Below are 2,783 nucleotides of genomic sequence, written 5' to 3'. Positions count from 1 at the left end.
GCTGCTGCCGGTCGCCGAGTTCGACCAGTGGCTCCCGGGCGACAAGCGGGGCCGGGTGCTGCTCACCGACACCGCCCGCGCCGCCACCGAACTGCACGTCCGGCCCGACCTGTTCGGCGGCCGGCCCGCCACCGAGCTGTTCGCACCGCTGGCCGAACCGCAGCCGGCCGGCCTCGAGCTGCCCGGAAAGCCGGCCCGGATCGACCTGGCCATGGCCGTCCACGTCGCCGACCGCCCCACGGGGATCTACCCACCCGGTTGGGCCCAGCCGGAGGTGACGGCACCCGATCTCTGGCTCCACCTGCGGGACGCCTTCGGCGCGCAGTACCGCGTCCTGGTGCCGCAGCTCCCGGCCCAGGGCGAAAAGTCCTTCTCGGTCGACCTGGACGCGCTGACCGCCGCCCCGCTCGGCTCGGCCGCCGCGCCGCTCAGCCTGACCGGCTTCGAGCTGACGTACGGCACCAACAGCAAGGACTCCGCCAGCGAGGTGACGATCCGCCGGCTGGCCGTCTCCGACACCGCGACCGGACCGGCCACGCCCGTCCCGGCGCCCCCCGGCACCTGGAGCGGCACCGGCACCCCGGTGACGGTGACCGGCGACGGCGCCGAGGACCGGCTGGTGACCGTCGCGTACACCCCGGCCCAGGGCGAGGGCGTGAACGAAAGCAAGCACACCCTGGTGCTCGCCCCCGGCAGCGCCCCGTCCGGCCCGGAGGTCAAGGCGCTGGCCACCCGCACCTACCTGACGGACTCCGGCGCCAAGGTCGGCGACCTGATCAAGGTCCAGCTCGGCAGCACCAGCATGCCGGTCCGGATCACCGACCAGGTCGAGGCGCTGCCCGTGTACGGCGACACCGGCCTGCTGCTCGACCTGGCCGGCACCCACCGCTGGCTGACCGACCACAGCGCCGAGGTCCCGCCCGTCAACGAGTGGTGGCTGCCCGCCACCGGCCCCGCCGACCGCACCCCCGCCGAGGCCGCCGCCGCCCTGCGCGCCGGACCGACCGCCCAGCAGCTGACCCTCCGCGAGGAGGACGCCGCCGCCCGCTCCGGCGACCCGCTGAGCGCCGCCCCGCAGAGCGCGCTGGCAGCGCTGGCGCTGGCCGCCGCCGTCCTCGCCACCATCGGCTTCGTCGCCGCCGCGGCCGCCTCGGCGAGCGAACGGGCCGGCGAGTCGGCGGTGCTGATGGCCCTCGGCACGCCGCCGCGGCTGCTGCGCCGCACCGCCGCCGCCGAACAGGTCGTCCTGGTCGGCATCGGCACCGGCGTCGGGCTGCTGCTCGGAGCCGCGCTGGCCCACCTGGTGGTGCCGCTGGTGGTCCTCACCCCCGCGGCCCGCCCCCCAATGCCCGAAGTCCTGGTCGGGCTGCCGCTCGGCCAGGTGCTCGCCCTGGCGGCCGGGACCGCCGCCCTGCCGCTGCTGTCCGCCTTCCTGGTCGGCAGCCGTCGCGACATGGCCGCCCGGCTCCGGTTCGTGGAGGACAAATGAGCACCCCGGCCCCCTGGATCCGCACCCGGCTGCGCGCCGCGCCCCTGGGCGCCCTGCTCACCGCCGCCCTGGCGTTCACCGTGGTCTTCCTGTCCGCGGCCCTGCCCCGGGCGCAGGACCGCGGGGCGGACGGCGCGCTGCAGAGCTACCTGCACACGGTCGGCCCGACCGCCACCAGCGTGCAGGTCACCGCCGCGGTCCCGAACAGCGGCGACACCCCGCAGCTGCTGGACTCCACCGCGGAGCAGATCGCCGCCGCCATCGGCCCGGTGCTCCCGCTCGACCCGAGCGGCCCGGTGTACGGACGCCGGGGCGCCCAGCCGCGCAGGCTGCCCGACCCCGCGCTGATCCGCCCCGAGGGCGTCCCGCCGGAGTTCGCCCTGCAGTACCAGCACGGGGCGCGCGAGCACCTGAAGCTGACCGCGGGCCAGTGGCCGGACAGCCCGCCGGACGGCGGGCCGATCCCGGTCGCGCTGTCGGCGTCCGCCGCCGAGACCGTCGGGGTCAAGCTCGGCATGGTGCTCGACGGCACCAAGTCGATCCTGGACCGCATCTCCGTGCCGCCGAACGCGTCACAGATCCGGGTGGTCGGCTTCTACACCGTCGACAACCCGTCGGACCCGTTCTGGGACCGGTTCGGCTGCGCGGTCGCGGCCTGCACGAACTACACCCCCGGCGGCCCCGGCCAGCCCCCGGAGAAGTACTGGTACGCCGTCGCGCTGACCGGTTCGGAGAACATGTCCCGGATCGGCGAGTGGGGCCACGGCAGCGAGGACTACTGGCGGCTGCCGGTGCGGGTGGACGCGCTGCGGGCCGACCGGCTCCAGCAGACCTCCTTCGGCCTCGCCTCCGTCACCCAGGGCCCGGTCTCCATCAAGCTGACCAACGGCCTCGGACGGATCAACCTCCGCGTCACCAGCCCGCTGCGCACCATGATCGACAACGCCTGGGGGCGGCAGCGCGCCATCGACTCGCTCACCGAGGTCGGCCCCGCCGGTGCCGCCGGGGTCGCCGCCGTGGTGCTCTGCCTCGCCGCGGCGCTGACCGCCGAACGGCGCACCGCGGAACTGCGGCTGCTGCGGGCCCGCGGCGCCTCGATCCGCGGCACGTGCCGGCGGCTGCTCGGCGAAGGCTCGCTGACCGTGCTGCCCGCCGCCGCACTCGGCGCGCTGCTCGCCTTCACCCTGCTGCCCACCCCGCGCTGGCTGCCCGCCGCCGTCGCGGCCGGCTCGGTGACCCTGCTCGCCCTGCTGGCCTTCCCGGTCCGGGCGGCGCTGCTGCTCCGCGACAAGGC

1 protein-coding gene and 1 pseudogene are annotated in these 2,783 nt (G+C 76.2%); both read left to right on the top strand.

Features of this window, described 5'->3' with window-relative positions:
• Positions 1 to 1,489: FtsX-like permease family protein (locus ACIHEI_RS37445; protein WP_396609989.1), on the top strand; the 1,489-nt coding region annotated here is incomplete at its 5' end.
• Positions 1,486 to 2,783, top strand: a pseudogene (locus tag ACIHEI_RS37440) (hypothetical protein); the annotation flags it as partial. The gene ACIHEI_RS37445 and the pseudogene ACIHEI_RS37440, both read left to right, overlap by 4 nt.

The organism is Kitasatospora sp. NPDC051984 (assembly GCF_044593455.1).
Classification (GTDB): domain Bacteria; phylum Actinomycetota; class Actinomycetes; order Streptomycetales; family Streptomycetaceae; genus Kitasatospora.
This window is presented reverse-complemented; position numbering and strand designations above follow the sequence as displayed.